This window comes from Ekhidna sp. (genome assembly GCF_965221965.1).
GTDB lineage: Bacteria > Bacteroidota > Bacteroidia > Cytophagales > Cyclobacteriaceae > Ekhidna.
The window spans coordinates 205,121-220,988 of sequence record NZ_OZ244926.1; the positions used below are offsets into that span (position 1 = coordinate 205,121).

Genomic DNA, 15,868 nt, shown 5'->3' on the forward strand with positions numbered 1-15,868 from the left:
CCTGACTGTGGATTTAGATGTATTAAAATATCCTGTTGGTAAGTATGAATCGCCAGCGGAAATCACCGAAGATATATTCAATCAGTGGATTGCTACCATTGAAGCAATGCCGGAGAAGTTGAAAAAGCTTGTAGGGAATCTCTCATACGATGAGCTTGAGCTTCAATATCGCCCCGGAAGCTGGAACATCAAACAAGTGGTACATCATCTAGCTGATAGCCACATGAACAGTTTAATTCGCTTTAAACTGGTACTCACAGAGGACAATCCAACGATTAAACCTTACGATGAAGCAGCCTGGGCTAAAACTGCTGATGCGGATAATGAGGAGATTATGGATTCGATTGAGATTCTGGAAGGTCTTCATAAGCGTTGGGTGATTTTACTAAAGTCGCTGAAAGATGAGCATAAAAAGCGGACGTATTTCCATCCGGAACATGACAAACAATTCACGCTGGAATGGATGCTTGGCCTATACGATTGGCACTGCAAGCATCACTTAGCTCATATCAGGCAAGCCATCGAACTTGAAGGGGAGTTCACACCTGAAAAGGTGAGCGAGTAAAAGGTTCTCCGACCACTACTAGCGGAGGATTTTCAACAATAAGGAAATAAAAAAGCCCCTCAGATTTCTCCGAAGGGCTCTCTTTTTAGGTTAGTTATGATTTAATCTTTCTTGCTGGAAGATCCTTTGGAACCCCCTCCTTTTTTCTTTCCTGAGCCTGCGATCGAACTTCTCATATCAGTATCGGCTTCAATATTCTGGAACTTGTAATAGTCCATCACACCAAGATTTCCGCTTCTGAAAGCTTCAGCCAATGCTTTAGGAACCTCAGCTTCAGCAAGGATCACTTTCGCTCTTGCCTCTTGTGCTTTAGCTACCATCTCCTGCTCTTCGGCAACTGCCATAGCTCTTCTTTCCTCTGCCTTAGCCTCTGCCACTTTCAGGTCTGCAGATGCCTGATCTGTTTGTAGTTTCGCACCAATGTTTGCTCCTACATCCACGTCTGCTATATCAATGGAAAGGATTTCAAATGCAGTACCTGCATCCAAACCTCTCTGGAGAACGAGCTTCGATATCTTGTCAGGATTCTCCAACACTTCTTTGTGAGTGGCAGCAGAACCAATGGAAGTAACGATACCTTCCCCTACACGTGCAAGGATGGTGTCCTCTCCGGCACCTCCAACAAGCTGCTGGATGTTGGCCCGAACGGTCACTCGTGCTTTTGCCACAAGCTGAATACCATCAGCTGCAACCGCCGCAACCGAAGGAGTATTGATTACTTTGGGATTTACTGATATTTGAACCGCTTCAAATACATCTCGTCCTGCCAGGTCAATGGCAGTAGCCTGTTTAAATGTCAGGCTAATGTTTGCTTTGTCAGCAGAGATCAATGCTTTGATTACTTGCGGTACGTTACCACCTGCCAGGTAGTGTGTTTCCAGTTCTTGTGTTTTCAGCGGTCTTGGAGGGCTATCGGCAGTTTCCTGAATAGTAAGTCCCGCCTTTGTTGCGGTGATCAGAGAATTTACCACAATCGACGGTGGCACCTTTCTGATTCGCATAAATACCAACTCCAAAAGACCTACGCGAACCCCGGAGAAAATAGCTGTGATCCAGAGGTTGACCGGAACAAAGTAGAGGAATATAAAAAAGAGAATAATCCCACCTACTACAAGTAAAATGAGCATTACACTGCTACCCATGATTTTAGTTTTTTACAGGTTGTACAAAAATTCTTGATGACTCAATTCTCAAGACCTCAATTTCTATATTTTCATCGACATAACCACCATTGGATCTCACTTCTATTTCGTGATCCTTGAAGATGGCTTTTCCGATGGGCTTTAGTGATGAGATCGTGGTTCCTTTATCACCTACTTTAATATCAAATTTATAGTCGTCATTATATTTTCCGGTCATCGTGCCTTTCAGTGAGAATCGCTCCCATGAGCGACCCTTAAAAGCGATAACCAATGCAACGACATTTAGGATTAAACCTCCTATCAATATCAATGTTCCGGTTGTAGGACCGAAGTAATCATACCCCAGATAGATACAATAGGCTGAAAATATGAAACCTAGAATTCCCACCACGGTGGTGCCTGGAACAAAAATGATTTCAGCAACGATTAAAAACGTGCCTAATAACATTAATCCGATAATGATCAACCACTCCATCAATATGCTTTAGCAAATAACACCTTGCCCTTTGAAGGCTTTCCGGTAAAGATACACTTTCCATCTTCCTTTTTCTGATCCAGGGGAATACAGCGAATCGTTGCTTTGGTCTCCTCTTTAATCTTCTCCTCCGTTTCAGCAGTGCCATCCCAATGGGCGTAGACAAATCCTTCCTCTACTAACTTCTTAAATTCATCGTAAGTATCTGCTTCTCTGGTATTTTCCTCACGGAAATTCTTTGCTTTGGTGTAAATATTTTCCTGGATATCCTCAAGTAGCTGAGCCACATGGTCCACAGCTCCATCAATCGGATGGAAAGATTTTTCTTTGGTGTCCCTCCGGGCAATCTCCACTGTTCCTTTTTCCAGATCTTTCGGTCCTATGGCCATTCGGACTGGCACCCCTTTCAATTCATATTCAGCGAATTTCCATCCCGGCTTGTGCGTATCTCTTGTATCAAATTTGACAGAAATGCCTTTTGCTTTCAGGTCAGCAAGGATTGGCTCTACAACTTCCTTGATTTTTTCTAGATCTTCATCCTTGAAATAAATGGGAACAATGACCACCTGAATTGGAGCAAGCTTTGGTGGAAGGACTAAGCCGTCATCATCTGAGTGTGCCATGATCAAGGCGCCCATCAATCGAGTACTTACTCCCCATGAAGTTCCCCAAACCAATTCTTCTTTCCCTTCCTTCGTAGCAAACTTCACGTCAAAGGCCTTAGCGAAATTTTGACCCAGGAAGTGTGAAGTTCCGGCCTGTAGTGCTTTACCGTCCTGCATCATTGCTTCGATACAATAGGTATCCACTGCTCCGGCGAATCGCTCGCTTTCTGTTTTCACGCCTTTGATTACCGGCATGGCCATAAATTCCTCGGCAAATGTGGCATATACATTCAGCATCTGGTGGGTTTCGTCAATGGCCTCCTGTTTAGTTGCGTGAGCAGTATGTCCTTCCTGCCAAAGGAATTCTGCAGTTCTCAGGAATAAACGAGTACGCATTTCCCAGCGCATCACATTGGCCCATTGATTTACAAGAATTGGAAGGTCTCTGTAAGATTGGATCCAGTTTTTGTACGAGTCCCAAATCACTGTTTCGGAAGTAGGACGGATGATAAGCTCTTCTTCCAGCCGTGCTTCAGGATCCACCACGACTCCTCTGCCATCCTCGTCATTTTTAAGTCGATAATGAGTTACGACAGCACACTCCTTAGCAAAACCTTCCACATGGTCAGCCTCTTTGCTTAAAAATGATTTGGGGATCAAAAGCGGGAAATAAGCATTTTCGTGTCCGGTATCCTTAAACATCCGATCCAGCGTTTGCTGCATTTTTTCCCAGATGGCAAAACCATAAGGTTTGATGACCATACAGCCTCTAACCGGAGAATTTTCTGCTAATCCGGCCTTTTTTACCAATTCATTATACCAGAGTGAGTAGTCTTCAGAACGTGAAGGGATCGCTTTTGCCATGTACTTTTATTTCTTTTGGTATGGAGTTTGCTCCTTTAGTAAACAAGATTTTCTAGGGGACGCAAATATAGCGGAGGAGTAGAACAGAGAAGCCCTGGAGATCGTTAAATAAAAAAAGGAGGAGTTATGAGACAGTATGTAAAAATCTTTTTAGCCACCATCTTCAGTATTTTATTGATCGGGGCTTTCGGTCAGGAATACGACGATCTATACTATACCAAAGAAGATCGCAAGAAGCAGAAGAAAAAGAAGGTGGATATGTCTTATCCTTCTTATGAAACTCAAACTGAGTCTGACGAGTCGCTGTTTTATGAGCCACCTGCTGAAGAAGTGGAGGCGAGCAGCTTTTTAGGTCGTCAATTCCAGGAAGCCAATCCTACTATGGATGTGAGTCAGGAATCACTTGATTACTATGAGCCAGAGAAAAAGCAGGAAGACTACATATCTCAGAATTCACAAAGTGCCTATGTACATGGGACTGACCGAAACCCTAATTATAGTGATCCTCAAGTGACTAGTTATGAGGATTATGACAATCCTAACAATCAGCCTGTTATTATTAATAACTACTATAATGACAATTGGAATAACTGGAACAGATGGAATAATCCCGGGTGGAGATTTGGTTTTGGTTTAAATAGCTGGGGAGGAAGTTTTTGGTCTGTTTCATATGGCAATGCCTGGGGAAATCCGTGGTATGATCCATTCTGGGATCCATGGTACTACAACATGTGGGGACCGGCCTGGGGTTGGAACGCCGGCTGGGGCTGGAACAGTTGGGCCTGGAATGGCTGGGGCTGGGGAGGTGGATTCTATGGTTCTGCATGGTGTCCTCCATATTACAGAAGGCCTGTTTACATAGTGGATAATGGCAGTCGCAGAGGAAGAGATGTGGTAAGAGGCGCTCGTCCATCCAGAGGGTCTGTATCCTCACGAGAAAGTCGATCTTCTTCAGGACGTGGATCAGCCATTGCATCGGATGACAGTAGAAGCTATAGCAGACAGCAAGCTGATTATTTAAATAGATCTAGAAGCAGCCGATACAATCCCGGAGTTTCTCGTGGATCCAGTTCAGTAAATTCCAGAACAACGAATTCACGTTCTAGCGTGTTTGATAACTCTGGTCGTTCAAATACGAATTCAAATTATGCGCGACCTAGTGGCAGAACGAATACCCGTTCGTATTCTCCACCGGCATCAAGTAGGAGTAGAAGTTCTTCTGTCAGGTCTTCCAGTCCCTCCAGAAGCTCTGGTTCAGTAAGTAGATCAAGAGGGTCTTCTTCCAGTAGATCCTCCGGGTCAAGATCTTCTTCCGGAAGATCTAGCTCTGGTAGAAGAGGCGGAAATTAATTAATGGATTGACGTAAATGAAAAAGCATTTAATCTTACTCGTATTTTCTTTTTTGGGATATTCAGTTATATCCAATGCGCAGTATTTCGAGGATGCCTATCGCTTTAGCAATACAAACTATAGCCTGGGAAGTACGGCCAGAATGCAGTCGATTGCAGGAGCACAGATTGCGCTGGGAGGAGACATCAGCTCTGCGGTTTCTAACCCTGCAGGGTTGGGCTTCTTTAACAAAAGTGTTTTTGTGGTGACTCCTTCTCTGGATTTCATCAATGCAGACACTGAGTTTGGGATTGTAAGAGGGAGTGGTTTTGAATCTCAAGGATCTGAGGAGACATTTAGGAATAATTTCAACTTTGCCAATATCGGGACAGTGATCAATTTTGGAAAAGGTCGGTTTACTGATGATAAGTTCAAAGGAGGATCTCTTGCGATCTCTTTGAGTCGAAATAACTCTTATCACTTGAATCGGACATATGAAGGAGCGAATGATTACAATTCGATTATTGACAATATTCTTCAAGAGGCTGGAAACTCAAGTCTTGACGAGCTGAGTGAACTCGGATATGCCGCCTATGATCAGTTTTTGATTACGCCAATTACCGACGGTTATGGTTCTTTCGTGGGTGGATATCCAATACAGCGGGAAAATATTGCTGAACGTGGCTCTCATTATCAGATGAATATTGCGTGGGGTGGAAACTATGATGATATTTTCTATTTCGGAGGAGGCATGGGTGTGCAGCTTCTGAATTATAAGCGTGAACGGGCGTATGAGGAGTTTGATTTCATTGATGGAATGGACTCATTAAATGCCATTTTTATAGATGATGAACTTACTGCACGAGGTAGAGGAATAAACTTCAATGTTGGCGCTATTTTCAGACCTGTGCCTTTCTTGACTGTGGGAGCGAGCTACACTTCGCCATCTTTCATGACTATTGATGAAGAAAGCTACCTGGATTTGGATGCGGAGTGGGAGGCAGGAACTTCTTATACAGAAACTGTCGATGGGGAGACAACTACCTATGATTTGGGCACAATCGATCCCTACCAAAGTGCACTTTTTGTAAACAAATACCGATTAAGAACACCTTCAAAAGTTGGTGTAGGGGCCGCTCTATTTGTCGGTAAAAACGGCTTTTTATCCGGCGATCTCGAGTTCATTGATTATAGCAGAGCAAGCCTCAATTCCAATGATTTTTCTACGGCTCAGGATAATGATGATATTGAAAACATTTATGAACCAGTGATGAATGTACGTGTTGGTGGTGAATATCGCTTTGATAGTTTCCGATTACGTGCCGGATATGCATTCTTCCCCGACCCGGTTCAGGATTCTTCCCTGCAGGATCGAACTAACGTGACCTTTGGTTTTGGTTATCGCACCGTCGATTACTTCGTGGATTTTGCTGTGGTTTCCAGCATGTACCAAAAGCAGGCAGTTCCGTATTTCATTGCGAGTGATCAGCCGGTTGCGACATCTGATGTTCAAAATACTACTGTTTCAGTCACATTCGGACTGAACTTCTAGAAAAGCTTAATCAGTTCTTTGTATTCCTGAATGGTATGGTCGGCTTGACTGTACCATTCTTTTCTTTTGGCCAATAGCTCCTCGAGTGTAGCTGTTTTCATCAACGGACGAGAGGTGTCTTTTTCTAATCGCTCGTTGATTTGCTGTATCGGAGTATTGATGAATATGGTAACTCCAGCCCTTTTCATCGTTTCCAGGTTGTTGAAAAAGCAAGGCGTTCCTCCTCCGGTCGCCATCACAAATTCATCTAATTCATCCAAAACTTTGTCCAGATGAAGTTTTTCCAATTGACGAAAATGGGCTTCTCCTTTTTCTTCAAAAATTTCTCTCACTGATTGTTTATTGGCTTTCTCAATATCCTGATCCAAGTCAACGAACTGTAACCCCAAATCAACAGCCAGATCCAATCCCATCGTGGTTTTGCCGGCACCCGGTAAGCCAATCAGAAAAATCTTATTTAGGCCTTTGAGGTTTTTCATTGGACGGATTTGATGATCAGACCTCAAAAGTTTGATCTAATGATTCAATACTTCAATAACATCATCAGCAAGTGGCGTGTCATTGTAATGCCACTTGGCGAGCACCGTTCCTTCTTTCAAAAGCAATACACCGGGATTAGAACGAACCATCGTTTTAAGTACGGTTGCATCAGCAAAGAAATAGGGTGCTGCCAGTTGATGCTGATGTCGGAAAGCTTCAAACTTCTCGTAACCTGAAGAAGTCAGTACCCATGTTTGAAAACGTGGATTTTGAATGGTGAGATTCCTTAACCGATCAATCTCATCTAGCGAAGTTTTTTCAACCTGATGAATGATGATCACGAGTTTGGTTCCATTCATCAATTCACTGGTATAGTCATCGTCCCCCTGCCACACATTCAGGTCAGTGATTTTGGCGGCAGCTTCTGGATTCATCAGTTTAGCATCAATATATTCATAGCCTCCCTCAGAAGGATACGTTTCAAATTCATACGTTTCACCATCTTTTTCCATGATGTATAGGTATTTCAATGGCTCAGAGTTTTTCATTAGCGATGGGAGGTGATTGCCTACTTTATAGGCTCTGAAATCAATGAATGGCAAATGCTGAATTGCATAAATGGCAATGATGGTCATGAAGACAGTAACACCTATAACCTTTATCGCTCCGAATTGAGGGCTAAGCCATGGTTGGTAATCATCCCTCTTCCAGAAGATCACTCCGATTAAGACTAAAAGAATGATGTCTTTATAGAACGATTGCCATGGTGTCAACTTTATTGCATCCCCAAAGCATCCACAATCAGTCACTTTGTTGAAATAGGCGGAATAGAATGTGAGGAATGTAAAAAATACAATCATGGCCAGTAGAACCCATGCGGTGATTCGTATGCGGTAGCCAATGATCAGCGCCACACCTAGAACTACCTCAAGTACACTCAGAACCACACTTAGAAATAAGGCTGCCGGAACAAACCACTCAAAGAACGGTGCGATATCAGCTGCAAAGACCTGAAAATATTCTTCCAGCTTGATAGCCGTTCCTACAGGGTCATTTACTTTGATGATTCCGGAAAAAATGAACAATGCCCCAACGGCATATCGTGCAAATTCTTTGATGATTTTCATGATTGCTCTTCTTTCAATTTGATCAAACAAAAAACCGAATAATTGATCATGTCCTGATAATTGGCATCAATGCCTTCTGAGATCAATGTTTTACCTGCATTATCTTCGATTTGTTTCACACGCATCAGTTTCATCAGGATAATATCTGTCATGGAGCTCACCCGCATGTCACGCCAGGCCTCCCCATAGTCGTGATTTTTAGCTGAAAGTAAATTTCTCGTGTCGTCAGCAACCTTATCATACATAGGCTCCAGCTTTTCGAATGGGATTTCCATGCCTTCGGTTCCATTCAGTTTCATTTGGATGATAGCAATAATACAATAGTTGATGATCCCAATAAACTCATTGCTAATATCCTCACCTACTTTGTTCTCTCCCTTTTCCTGGATAGAACGGATGCGTTGTGCTTTAATAAAAATTTGATCCGTAATGGATGGAAGTCTTAGTATTCGCCATGCTGTACCGTAATCCTTGGTTTTCTTTTCAAAAATCTCCTTGCACGCCGAAATGATTTCCTTGTATTGCTGTTCAGTTTCAATTTTCATAGTCAACAGTCGTCAGTACTTAGTCCACAGATTAGATTTGTAGTGACTGTCGGCTATCGACTGTCGTCTGTAGACTTAAAACAACAAAACTAATCCATTGAGCCCCAAACATAGCATCAATATTCGAGGAGAAATGATTGATCTTTCATCACCCAAAGTGATGGGAATTATCAATGTCACCCCTGATTCATTTTTTAGTGGAAGTAGAAAAATTGACATGGATGCAATCCTTCAGACTACCGAAAAAATGCTGGAAGAAGGAGCTACTTTTTTGGATATTGGTGGGTATTCTTCAAGACCGGGAGCTACTGATATTTCAGTAGAGGAAGAGATAAGCAGAGTCATTGATCCGATCAAAACCATCATCGATCGATTTCCTGAAGCCAATATCTCCATCGATACGTTTCGATCAGAGGTAGCAAGGAAAGCGGTGGAGACCGGAGCATCAATGGTCAATGATATTTCAGCCGGTCACCTTGATGAATCTATGCTTTCTACAGTGGCTGATATGGGTGTTCCATACATTGCGATGCACATGCGTGGAACTCCACAGAACATGAAGGAGTTGACTAAGTATGACGACCTGCTTCATGAGGTGGTGAAATATTTTTCATCGGTGCTTCATGATTGCAACCGGTTAGGCATAAGGGATGTCATAATAGACCCGGGGTTTGGATTTGCAAAAACCGCCGAACAAAGTTTTGATCTGTTAAACAAACTGGATCATTTTCACCACCTTGATCGGCCAGTGCTGGTTGGCATTTCACGCAAGTCCATGATCTACCGAACACTTAATTCGACCGCTGAGGAAGCTTTGAATGGCACAACGGTGTTAAATACCGTAGCTTTGTTAAAAGGCGCACAAATTTTGCGCGTACATGATGTAAAAGAAGCTGTAGAGGCGATAAAACTTGTAAATGAACTGAGTTGATTTTAGCATTTCAAATAGGGTTTTTAGATATAGGCTGGAAAGATATCCTGGATATACTTCTGGTTACATTTCTATTGGCTCAGGTGTACAAGTTGATGAAGGGCAGTGTAGCGATTAAAGTGTTCGTTGGCTTCCTCTCCATCTATCTGATTTACCTGGTGGTCAATGCCCTTCAGATGGAATTGTTGAGTACCATTCTCGGGCAGTTTATGGGCGTTGGAGTGTTGGCAGTAATCATTCTCTTTCAGCAGGAAATAAGAAAATTTCTATTGCTTGTTGGGCGTACAAATATTTTCGAAGAGCGAAATTTGCTAAAAACCCTTCGCTTCTGGACCCAAAATGGAAAGGCCCGGAGAGCTAATATTACACCAATCGTTGAAGCAGTAAAATCTCTTGCCGGATCCAATACTGGAGCGCTTATTGTGCTTTCCGAGGACTCTCCGCTCAAATTCTACGCCGAATCAGGTGATGAAATGGATAGCCTGCTTTCCAAAAGACTCTTACTAGCCATTTTTAATAAATACAGCCCATTGCATGATGGTGCGGTGATAATCCACAAAGATCGGATTGTAGCAGCTCGTTGTATTTTGCCTGTCACTGAACGTGATGTGCCTGCACAGTATGGACTTAGACACAGAGCAGGACTTGGGATGTCAGAAAATACTGAAACCTTTATCATCGTAGTTTCTGAGGAAACAGGGCAAATTTCAGCCATGCAAAACGGTGAAGTCTTCCATAATATCTCTGCCCAGGAACTTAGAAGACAAATCAATAAATACCTCAACGAACCGAAAGAGCTGAAGAAAGAGAAGGAGAAAGAAAAAGTGAAGAAAGAAGAGCCTCGTGTGGAGGTAAAAGAAGAGGTGGCTTAATTTCTTTTTAAGTAATAATTGATTGTAAGAGAAAACAAACTCACTTTGTCATTATTGACGCTTCCAATTTCGTTGGCATTTTCATCATAAAGCACAATTTCATTGTGATATAGTAATCCGTGGTAGTATCGCAAATCAATGCTGAGATTGTTTTCTAATTCATATTCCAAACCAAATAGCAATCCATAGTCGTTTTTCTCATAAAGACTTTTATCAAACCCTAGGTTTGAGTTAACCCAATGAATTTCACTAAACTCACCACCTACTCCAATAAATAGTTTTTCGTGAATTTTTAGCTGAACAAGGAGAGGAACTGCAACCCTATTTAAGGTTACATACCCTCCAATTCCTTTATAGTTTGTCCCTGCTTGCGAAAAAACAAACTCCAGTTTTGATCCGATGTTCGAGTTGAAATTCAATCTCGATTGGAATCCAAAAGTGAATAATGGTCGCCTACTTGTTGAAATTTCAATTTTCTCTTCTGATAGATGTTTTGAATAATTGATTCCGGCTTTAACACCATAATCAAATGTTTGTCCATTTAACTGGACACATAAAAACAAAAGGCCAGCTAGGAAGAATAGTTTTCTCATATGACCCCCAATTCCTTACCTACCTCAGTAAATGCTTGTATCGCCTTATCCAGGTGTTCACGATCATGTACAGCTGAAACTTGTACCCGGATTCGTGCTTGCTCCTTTGGTACCACCGGATAGTAGAATCCAATCACATAAATCCCTCTTTCCAACAGCTTATCTGCCATTTGTTGTGAAAGCTTCGCATCGTAAAGCATGACAGGTACAATTGGATGTTCACCCGGCTTAATGTCAAAACCTGCCTGTGTCATCTGCTCTCTAAAATATTTGGTATTGTCCTCCAGTTTATCTCGAAGCTCTGTTGTCTCGCTCAGCATATCGATTACTGCGATCGATGCACCCACAATCGATGGTGCCAAGGTGTTTGAAAATAAATAGGGCCGTGATCGCTGACGTAAAATGTCTACAATCTCTTTTTTGGCTGCAGTAAATCCGCCGGACGCACCTCCGAGTGCTTTACCCAGTGTTCCTGTGATAATATCTACTCGGTCCATGCAATTTCTGTATTCGTGTACACCTCGTCCGGTTTTACCAATAAATCCGGTCGAGTGGCACTCGTCAGTCATTACAAGCGCGTCATATTTATCGGCCAGGTCACAGATTTTATCAAGCTGCGCTATGGTACCGTCCATAGAGAAGACTCCATCAGTGACAATGATTTTCACTTTAGCACCGGAGGCCGCTTTCAGCTGCTCTTCCAGATCAGCCATGTCGTTGTTTTTGTATCGGTAACGCTGAGCTTTACATAGCCTGACTCCATCAATGATCGATGCATGATTAAGGGAATCTGAGATGATCGCATCTTCTGGTCCCAATAGAGGTTCGAACACACCGCCATTCGCATCAAATGCAGCTGCATAAAGGATGGTGTCTTCCATACCCAAAAACTCGGAGATTTTTCGCTCAAGTTCCTTGTGAATGTCTTGTGTTCCGCAGATAAATCGAACTGAGGACATGCCAAAACCATGTGTATCGATGGTGGCTTTTGCTGCCTCAACAACCTTTGGGTGAGAGGAGAGTCCGAGGTAATTATTTGCACAAAAGTTGATTACTTTCGATCCATCCTCCAACACGATATCTGCTGCTTGAGGAGAAGCAATGATTCGCTCTCTTTTATATAGTCCGGCATCTTTGATCTCTTCGATTTCTTTCTCTAGTCGCGGCTTCAGTGATTTGTACATGTCAGCTTGTTTTGGGTTTTAATGGTTTTATTTTCGGTCGCATCACCTTAGCAGCATCTGGCTTTTTCACTTCCAGCTTTTCTTTCAGTTGATAGGTTCTGCGAATTTTATTTATTAAAAAAAGTTTTTGTTGCGTGAAGCTGTTTGGATGTACCTGATCAAAAATTCGTTTTAACTTAACATATTGCTCCTGCTCACCGGCTTTGAACTTGTCCGGATCAATTTTTTTTCCCCTCAGGTATTCCTCAAACTTCATTGTGGCAAATTTAATGGAAGCCAGTTTTCTGATGGCGTGTAAATTTGCATTCCCTGAAAATGTAAACAACTATTTGCCTAATGGACAAGATCCTAATTATTGGTGCGTGTGGACAACTTGGAACAGAGCTCACGCAAAGACTGAGAGAGTTAAAAGGAACGGAAAATGTAATAGCCTCTGATATAAGAGATGAGCCTGTTGATTTGATCGCTGATGGCCCCTATGAAAAGCTCGATATCATGGATAAGGATGCTTTTCACGCCATTCTTGGAAGATACAACATTAAAGAGGCGTATCATTTGGCAGCCGTTCTTTCAGCAAAGGGAGAGCAAAATCCGCATTTTGCATGGAAGCTAAATATGGAGAGTCTTTTGCTGGTACTCGAGGCAGGCCGTGATCGTCTAAACAAAATTTATTGGCCAAGTTCAATTGCGGTCTTTGGTCCTGATACGCCAAAGGAAAACACTCCTCAGAATACCGTGATGAACCCAAATACCGTTTATGGTATTTCAAAATTGGCCGGGGAGAGATGGTGTGAGTATTATTTTGAAAAGTATGACGTAGATGTGAGGAGTCTCAGATATCCAGGGCTAATAGGATATAAGGCTATGCCAGGTGGAGGCACTACGGATTATGCTGTTGATATTTTTCATAAGGCGATAGCTGGGGAAGAATATGAGTGCTTTTTATCTGAAAACACCATGCTGCCTATGATGTATATGGATGATGCAGTAAAAGCCACTATTGACCTGATGGAAGCAGACGCAAAAGATGTGAAAATAAGAAGTTCGTATAATGTGGCTGCAATGAGCTTTACCCCCCAAGAGATAGCGAATGCAATTAAGCAACATTACCCGAATTTTGATATTTCATATAAACCGGATTTCCGGCAAAAAATAGCTGATAGCTGGCCGGGGAGCATTGATGATAGTGTAGCAAGAAACAACTGGGGGTGGCAACATAACTTTGGATTGAAGGAATTAGTGGATACCATGATTACTAATTTGAAAGACACAATTGTTTTTGATTAAGGCATTTTTCCTTTTTCTTTCCGTCTCGAAAAACCGATCAACCAAATGGAATCATACGAAAATCTAGCATTAGACTTAGTTGATGGTATTCTCACCATTACCATCAATAGAGAGAGTAAAATGAATGCACTCAATCGAGCCACGATGCTCGAATTGAAAGATGTATTTCAATATGTGCAGGACAATCCAAAAGAGATTAGAGGGGTCATTCTCACTGGTGCTGGAGAAAAGGCCTTTGTAGCTGGAGCTGATATCAGTGAGTTTACAGGGCTAAGCGAGATGCATGCCCGCAAGTTTGCTGAAGAGGGTCAGGAGATTTTCCAGGAAATCGAAAACTGTCATACGCCAGTTGTAGCTGTCGTGAATGGTTTTGCACTCGGAGGAGGTTGTGAATTGGCAATGGCCGCCCATATGCGTGTAGCTACTTCATCTGCTAAGTTTGGTCAGCCTGAAGTGAATTTAGGCCTGATTCCGGGATATGGAGGTACCCAGCGATTGACTCAACTGATTGGAAAAGGAAGAGCGTTTGAATTTTTGATGAGCGCAGATATGATCTCGGCAGAGAGAGCTGAGCAAATGGGGCTGGCCAATTATGTGGAGATCGATAAAGATGCCGCCCATGCAAAAGCAGTTGACATTCTGTCCAAAATTGCCTTAAAGGCACCACTTGCTATTGGATTGGTGATTGACTCGGTGAATGCATATTTTGAAACGGGAGTGGAAGGATATCAGACAGAGGCCAATGCCTTTGCAGGTTGCTTTGGTACCGAGGATTTTAAAGAAGGGGTTGCTGCATTCCTTGAAAAACGAAAAGCCGACTTTAAAGGCGAATAATCCTTGTCAATACTTAGGAAGCTAGCCAGTCAGACAGCTATTTATGGGCTGAGCAGTGTGCTCGGCAGGATGCTGAACTATTTGCTGGTTCCGCTTTACACTTCAGTATTCATACCGGCAGAATACGGTATAGTTACCGAGCTTTATGCTTATGTGGCGTTCCTCAATATTCTTTTCATTTATGGACTTGAAACGGCCTATTTTCGCTTCTCTTCTCAAGAAAAAGGCTACAACTATTTCAACCTGGCATTTACCAGCATCCTGATTTCATCATTATTGTTTTCAGGGTTGATCTGGATCTTTTCAGACGCGATTGCTCAGACACTACAATATCCTGATAAAGCCCATTTCATTCAATGGCTGGCAGCTATTTTAGCGATAGATGCTATGGTGGCAATTCCTTTTGCTCGGCTGAGACAAAATGGAAAAGCAACAAGGTTTGCGGTTTTCAAGCTTTCAAATATTGGAGTTAACATCCTGCTTAATTTATTTTTCATTCTCCTATGCCCAATGATTTTGGAGAGCAATCCAAATAGTTTCATCCGAAATGTTTACAATCCGGGTTTGGGTGTGGGTTATGTGTTTTTATCTAACCTAATTGCCAACGGGCTTTACCTGCTGTTCTTTATACCAGACTGGCTCAAGGTACAAATCACATTCAATCCGGTTGAATGGAAGCGGATGATGAAATATGCCTGGCCGGTGTTGATTATAGGGTTTGCAGGTGTAACGAATGAAATGCTGAGTAGAGCGATCTTGAAATACAGACTGCCGGAAGGTTTTTATGAAGGATACACTAATCTGGAAATCTTGGGGATTTTTGGAGCTTGCTACAAGCTTGCAGTATTTATGACACTGGCTGTTCAGGCCTTCAGGTATGCTTTTGAGCCTTTCTTTTTTGCTCAGGCTAAAGAGAAGAATTCTCCTCAGGTATTTAGCCAAGTTATGACCTGGTTCGTGTTATTCACCTCTTTTAGCTGGCTCGTACTTTGTGTGTTTATGCCCTATTATGCTACAATTTTTCTAAGACAAGACAGCTACCTGATGGCACTTGATGCGGTACCCTGGCTGTTGGGAGGAGGACTGTTTCTGGGTGTATTTTACAACCTTTCACTTTGGTACAAGCTGACGGATAAAACCCTTTATGGAGCTTACATCAGCTTAATTGGGGCATTTGCTACGTTCGTACTCAATTGGTCGCTCATTCCGGTGTTTGGTTACATGGGGAGTGCAGTAGCTACTTTTGGCTCCTATTTTTTAATGGTTGTGATTTCTTATTTGTGGGGAATGAAGCATTACCCTGTGCCATATCAGGTGATTAAGGTCATCAGTTATGTTGTTTTAGCGGGAGTGGGAATTGCTGTCGATGGGTTAACCGAACAATCATTTTTAAAGTCCGTACTGATCGTATTAATCTTTCTAACTTTGCCGATCATTTTAGAACGAAAAGCATTTCAGCGACTTAGAGCTAACTAGCTAAAT

The 15,868-nt window shown here is 42.4% G+C and carries 17 protein-coding genes; 8 read left to right on the forward strand and 9 right to left on the reverse strand.

From position 1 onward, the window contains the following. The first annotated feature begins 7 nt into the window (after positions 1-7). Positions 8-565 (forward strand): YfiT family bacillithiol transferase, encoded by a 558-nt coding sequence (locus ACOQON_RS01040; RefSeq protein ID WP_420577074.1) that lies wholly within the window; start codon positions 8-10, stop codon positions 563-565. Positions 566-666: 101 nt separating this feature from the next. Here the strand turns inward: ACOQON_RS01040 and floA are convergent, their stop codons facing one another. Genes floA through proS form a run of 3 tightly spaced genes read right to left on the reverse strand, consistent with a single transcriptional unit; the run spans position 667 to position 3,651 of the window. Beyond that, on the reverse strand, positions 667-1,707 hold the full coding sequence (gene floA / locus ACOQON_RS01045; RefSeq protein ID WP_420577075.1) for a flotillin-like protein FloA: 1,041 nt from the start codon (positions 1,705-1,707) through the stop codon (positions 667-669). A 4-nt stretch (positions 1,708-1,711) separates the two neighbouring features. Continuing rightward, positions 1,712-2,182 (reverse strand): NfeD family protein, encoded by a 471-nt coding sequence (locus ACOQON_RS01050; RefSeq protein WP_420577076.1) that lies wholly within the window; start codon positions 2,180-2,182, stop codon positions 1,712-1,714. Then, positions 2,182-3,651 carry a proline--tRNA ligase gene (gene proS, locus ACOQON_RS01055; protein WP_420577077.1) on the reverse strand — a complete coding sequence of 490 codons (1,470 nt, stop codon included), beginning with the start codon at positions 3,649-3,651 and terminating at the stop codon, positions 2,182-2,184. Before proS ends, ACOQON_RS01050 begins: the two co-directional genes overlap by 1 nt. 126 nt (positions 3,652-3,777) lie before the next feature. Here proS and ACOQON_RS01060 point away from each other — a divergent pair, with 126 nt between their 5' ends. After that, positions 3,778-5,001, forward strand: a complete 1,224-nt coding sequence (locus ACOQON_RS01060; RefSeq protein WP_420577078.1) for a hypothetical protein — start codon at positions 3,778-3,780, stop codon at positions 4,999-5,001. A 17-nt stretch (positions 5,002-5,018) separates the two neighbouring features. Then, a complete protein-coding gene (locus tag ACOQON_RS01065; protein WP_420577079.1) occupies positions 5,019-6,533 on the forward strand; it encodes an OmpP1/FadL family transporter in 1,515 nt (504 codons plus the stop codon). Here ACOQON_RS01065 and ACOQON_RS01070 read toward each other — a convergent pair. Genes ACOQON_RS01070 through ACOQON_RS01080 form a run of 3 tightly spaced genes read right to left on the reverse strand, consistent with a single transcriptional unit; the run spans position 6,530 to position 8,685 of the window. Further along, a complete protein-coding gene (locus ACOQON_RS01070; protein WP_420577080.1) occupies positions 6,530-7,012 on the reverse strand; it encodes a shikimate kinase in 483 nt (160 codons plus the stop codon). The two genes, ACOQON_RS01065 and ACOQON_RS01070, sit on opposite strands and share 4 nt — an antisense overlap. A 36-nt stretch (positions 7,013-7,048) precedes the next feature. Further along, positions 7,049-8,140 (reverse strand): BT_3928 family protein, encoded by a 1,092-nt coding sequence (locus ACOQON_RS01075; RefSeq protein WP_420577081.1) that lies wholly within the window; start codon positions 8,138-8,140, stop codon positions 7,049-7,051. Continuing rightward, positions 8,137-8,685 carry a DUF1599 domain-containing protein gene (locus tag ACOQON_RS01080; RefSeq protein WP_420577082.1) on the reverse strand — a complete coding sequence of 183 codons (549 nt, stop codon included), beginning with the start codon at positions 8,683-8,685 and terminating at the stop codon, positions 8,137-8,139. Before ACOQON_RS01080 ends, ACOQON_RS01075 begins: the two co-directional genes overlap by 4 nt. Positions 8,686-8,818: 133 nt before the next feature. On the opposite strand from ACOQON_RS01080, the gene folP reads away from it, so the two are divergent. Then, a complete protein-coding gene (folP, locus tag ACOQON_RS01085) occupies positions 8,819-9,616 on the forward strand; it encodes a dihydropteroate synthase (protein WP_420577083.1) in 798 nt (265 codons plus the stop codon). After that, positions 9,613-10,488, forward strand: coding sequence for a diadenylate cyclase CdaA (gene cdaA, locus ACOQON_RS01090; protein WP_420577084.1), 876 nt, complete (start codon positions 9,613-9,615; stop codon positions 10,486-10,488). The genes folP and cdaA overlap by 4 nt, the downstream gene beginning before the upstream one ends. Here cdaA and ACOQON_RS01095 read toward each other — a convergent pair. Genes ACOQON_RS01095 through ACOQON_RS01105 form a run of 3 tightly spaced genes read right to left on the reverse strand, consistent with a single transcriptional unit; the run spans position 10,485 to position 12,521 of the window. Continuing rightward, positions 10,485-11,081, reverse strand: coding sequence for a porin family protein (locus ACOQON_RS01095; protein WP_420577085.1), 597 nt, complete (start codon positions 11,079-11,081; stop codon positions 10,485-10,487). The genes cdaA and ACOQON_RS01095 overlap by 4 nt on opposite strands. Next, entirely contained in the window at positions 11,078-12,265 is a 1,188-nt protein-coding gene (gene kbl, locus ACOQON_RS01100; RefSeq protein ID WP_420577086.1) for a glycine C-acetyltransferase, read from the reverse strand. Before kbl ends, ACOQON_RS01095 begins: the two co-directional genes overlap by 4 nt. 1 nt (position 12,266) lies before the next feature. After that, on the reverse strand, positions 12,267-12,521 hold the full coding sequence (locus ACOQON_RS01105) for a hypothetical protein (protein ID WP_420577087.1): 255 nt from the start codon (positions 12,519-12,521) through the stop codon (positions 12,267-12,269). Between the two features lie 80 nt (positions 12,522-12,601). Here ACOQON_RS01105 and ACOQON_RS01110 point away from each other — a divergent pair, with 80 nt between their 5' ends. Genes ACOQON_RS01110 through ACOQON_RS01120 form a run of 3 tightly spaced genes read left to right on the forward strand, consistent with a single transcriptional unit; the run spans position 12,602 to position 15,862 of the window. Next, a complete protein-coding gene (locus ACOQON_RS01110; RefSeq protein ID WP_420577088.1) occupies positions 12,602-13,552 on the forward strand; it encodes an NAD-dependent epimerase/dehydratase family protein in 951 nt (316 codons plus the stop codon). 45 nt (positions 13,553-13,597) lie between these two features. Beyond that, a complete protein-coding gene (locus ACOQON_RS01115; protein ID WP_420577089.1) occupies positions 13,598-14,386 on the forward strand; it encodes an enoyl-CoA hydratase/isomerase family protein in 789 nt (262 codons plus the stop codon). 3 nt (positions 14,387-14,389) lie between these two features. Beyond that, positions 14,390-15,862, forward strand: coding sequence for a lipopolysaccharide biosynthesis protein (locus ACOQON_RS01120; protein ID WP_420577090.1), 1,473 nt, complete (start codon positions 14,390-14,392; stop codon positions 15,860-15,862). Positions 15,863-15,868: the final 6 nt, after the last annotated feature.